This is a genomic window from Saccharopolyspora spinosa NRRL 18395 (genome assembly GCF_000194155.1).
GTDB classification, from domain to species: Bacteria; Actinomycetota; Actinomycetes; order Mycobacteriales; family Pseudonocardiaceae; genus Saccharopolyspora; species Saccharopolyspora spinosa.
In genome coordinates, this window is sequence record NZ_GL877881.1 from 521,197 (window position 1) to 524,915 (window position 3,719).

Here is a 3,719-nt window from a genome sequence, read left to right on the forward strand (position 1 = left end):
GTTTCTGGTCCACCTGGCCCAGCTGTTCCGCCCGGCCAGATGCCCGAGGGTATCGGCGTGCGGTGGTTCCGCTATAAACATGGCGTCGTAGGTGAGTCGAAACGTGTCCTGCACTGCGCGGAAGAATCTAGGGATGGCACGGTGACGTCCGTGTCTGGGGAGAAGTTCCGACGCGTGCTGGTGGAGGTGTGCGAGGAGGGTGACGGGGCAGCGTGCGTTCCCTGCCTGCTAGTTGTCATTGGCAGAGCTGATCGACCGGCCGATATGCCACCCGTGGCTCAGGTTCCGGCCGACACGCTTGCTGTGATGCTTGCCGAAGCCCAATGGGCAATCAGCGATGCGCAGTTCAATATCGTGCGGGGGGACTACCCCCTAGCGAATCAGGTAGTGCTAGCGGATAAATTGCGGCGGCTCTCCCATGTACTTCACGTTCGGGCGCATGCCATGCGATCAGACGGGGGCACAGGGTGAGCGGATCGGGCTTGTTTGGATCAGCGCCTGCGATGGAAGGGGACGCGGATCTGCCTGGGGTTCGGGTGGTTTGGACTGATCATCTCGGGTATGCGCACGAACGCAAGCCTGGCACCATCGCGACGTCGCGATGCGGTCTCAACATGGGCAAGTCCAATGCGCCACCTTTCGTGAGATCGTGCCGCGACTGCATTGAAGAGGCATTGCGGGAAGAGTCACCCGCCGAAGTGGCTATCTCATACTAGTACGAACGGTTTTAATGTAGTGCGAACGTCTCCGCAAAGATTCAGCACGGATAAGTTGATCAATCTCACCAAGGAAGAGAGGGACGTCATATATTGCATCGCCTGCGAACTTACCGACAATGAAATTGCGATGCGGTTGCACATCGCGAAAGATACCGTAAAGTCCCGATTGGGTAACATCTACCGCAAGTTTAATCTACGCAACCGTGTCGGCGCCGTGATTCTGGGGTACGAGCTCGGAAATTGGACCATATGCCATCCGTGGTGAGTCAGGTTCCGGCCGACACGCTTGCTGTGATGCTTGCCGAAAGCCAATGGGCCATCAGCGATGCACAGTTCAATATCGTGCGGGGGGACTACCCCCTAGCGAATCAGGTAGTGCTAGCGGATAAATTGCGGCGGCTCTCCCATGTACTTCACGTTCGGGCGCATGCCATGCGATCAGACGGGGGCACAGGGTGAGCGGATCGGGCTTGTCCGGACCAGCTCCCGCGATGGAAGGGGACGCGTGTCTGCCTGGGGTCCGGGTGGTTTGGACTGACCATCTCGGGTATGCACACGAACGCAAGCCCGGCACCATCGCGACGTCGCGATGCGGACGCAACATGGGCAAGTCCAATACGCCACCTTTCGTGAGACCGTGCCGCGACTGCATTGAAGAGGCATTGCGGGAAGAGTCACCCGCCGAAGTGGCTATCGGACGGAGTCGAAACGTGTCCTGCACTGCGCGGAAGAATCTAGGGATGGCACGGTGACGTCCGTGTCTGGGGAGAAGTTCCGACGCGTGCTGGTGGAGGAGTGCGAGGAGGGCGAGGGGGCAGCGTGCGTTCCCTGCCTGCTAGTCGTTATTTCCAGAGCTGATCGACCGGCCGATATGCCACCCGTGGCTCAGGTTCCGGCCGACACGCTTGCTGCTGTGATGCTTGCCGAAAGCCAATGGGCCATCAGCGATGCACAGTTCAATATCGTGCGGGGGACCGGGTGAGCGGATCGGGCTTGTCCGGACCAGCTCCCGCGATGGAAGGGGACGCGTGTCTGCCTGGGGTCCGGGTGGTTTGGACTGACCATCTCGGGTATGCACACGAACGCAAGCCCGGCACCATCGCGACGTCGCGATGCGGACGCAACATGGGCAAGTCCAATACGCCACCTTTCGTGAGACCGTGCCGCGACTGCATTGAAGAGAAACTGACAATGACGCCCCGGTGCCACGCCCCGGGGCGTCATCATTCAGCGGTCAAAACGACCGTGCTGCACAGCACGAACGAAGGTGCTCACGTCGACAGCCAACGTCGGCCCGTGAGGGTCCTTAGAGTCTCGAATTTCGTCTAACGTGGTGGTCAGTTCGACGCAGTTGCCGTTCACGTTGCTGTACGAGCTCTTACGCCAATATTTCGGGTTCATCGTTCTGGTGCTCCTCAACTATTGTTTGTGCTATCAGATCAATCGATTTGCTCTGATTCAATGCGTATTCGCCAATCATGTCAAGCGCCTTGCGGTACGCATCGACATCATTGGAATCGGTGACGAACGCGCTCGAACTATAGTGTTCGAAGTGCACATAAGGCGGAGCGTCTGAGAACTCGTAGAGCACGAATGGTCCAGCGGTTCCCGGATGCCAGCCGGTACGTATTGGGACCACGCGAAGCGTAACGTTCGAATTTTCTGCACAGAATTTAATCAAGTATCGCAATTGGTCGATCATTGCGATACTTGACCCGATTTGCTGACGCAAGGCAACGTCACCAACAAGCACCTCATAGTGAACCGGATTCCGCTTTGTAAGGATCTCCCGGCGCGACACTCGAACCATTACACGTGACTCAACATCATGTTTCGGGTGTCCGTCAGCTTGTGCAACTCCCATAGCCGGTGTCGAAGGAACCATCGCCCAAGGCATCAGCGCCTTCGGGCCACACCGGTCCCGATACTGGGGAGGACTGGACAAGACACGGCTACAGCACCTACTCACCGCCGCCGCGCGGGTCACAGCGCAGTTTCTGGTCCACCTGGCCCAGCTGTTCCGCCCGGCCAGATGCCCGAGGGTATCGGCGTGCGGTGGTTCCGCTATAAACATGGCGTCGTAGGTGAGTCGAAACGTGTCCTGCACTGCGCGGAAGAATCTAGGGATGGCACGGTGACGTCCGTGTCTGGGGAGAAGTTCCGACGCGTGCTTGCATTGAAGAGGCATTGCGGGAAGAGTCACCCGCCGAAATGGCTATCGGACGGCATAGGCGTACCGCATGACCCCAGACACGGCCCGGTGCCGGTCGACACTGGATATCCAAATGTCGTGCCCCCCGGCCCGGCATCGGTCCGTCGCGGCCGGTTGGCGGCAGATCCTCCAACCGCCAACCGGCCGCCCCCCCGGGCGATGCGCGTTCGCGCGCCGGCCCGTTCAACCACGGACGGCCCTACCAAGACACAGCAACCGGACACACCCTGACACGCTCGCGCCAACGATGGGTGTGCAATCAATGCAGTTTCGACGTTGTTGAGCGCGACTACTCCAACGTGGAGAGGCATGATCGAAGATCATCGAAGATACAACGGCAGAAACTGACAATGACGCCCCGGTGCCACGCACCGGGGCGTCATCATTTAGCGACCGCCCGTCATCCGCCGGGCACAGAATGTCGGGAAACCGTTGCGGATGCGCGTTCGCGCGCCGGAAGGGGTCAGGACAGCGACAAGCCCAGTTCTTCGAGCGCTTCCTGCAGCCGGCCCGTTCAACCACGGACGGCCCCACCAAGACACAGCAACCGGACACACCCTGACGCGCTCGAACCAACGATGGGTGTGCAATCAATGCAGTGGAGAGGCATGATCGAAGATCATCGACCCGCCTCAGCGCCTGGCTCACCGACCCCCCCGTCTTGCAGCTCGCGTTCGGACAACGGCCGTCTCCTCACCTCGTGATCACGTCAAGGTCATGATGACCGCCCGTCATCCGCCGGGCACAGAATGTCGGGAAACCGTTGCGGATGCGCGTTCGCGCGCCGG

3 protein-coding genes are annotated in these 3,719 nt (G+C 59.9%); 1 reads left to right on the plus strand and 2 read right to left on the minus strand.

What is annotated here, in order from left to right; translation table 11 throughout:
- Positions 1 to 735: 735 nt before the first annotated feature.
- On the plus strand, positions 736 to 984 hold the full coding sequence (locus tag SSPN_RS63125; protein ID WP_420188560.1) for a response regulator transcription factor: 249 nt from the start codon (positions 736 to 738) through the stop codon (positions 982 to 984).
- A gap of 962 nt (positions 985 to 1,946) precedes the next feature.
- Here SSPN_RS63125 and SSPN_RS52925 read toward each other — a convergent pair.
- Together SSPN_RS52925 and SSPN_RS55925 are read right to left on the minus strand one after the other, a co-directional pair.
- Positions 1,947 to 2,120, minus strand: coding sequence for a DUF397 domain-containing protein (locus SSPN_RS52925; RefSeq protein ID WP_010314467.1), 174 nt, complete (start codon positions 2,118 to 2,120; stop codon positions 1,947 to 1,949).
- Entirely contained in the window at positions 2,098 to 2,616 is a 519-nt protein-coding gene (locus tag SSPN_RS55925; protein ID WP_143539518.1) for a DUF5753 domain-containing protein, read from the minus strand. Before SSPN_RS55925 ends, SSPN_RS52925 begins: the two co-directional genes overlap by 23 nt.
- Positions 2,617 to 3,719: the final 1,103 nt, after the last annotated feature.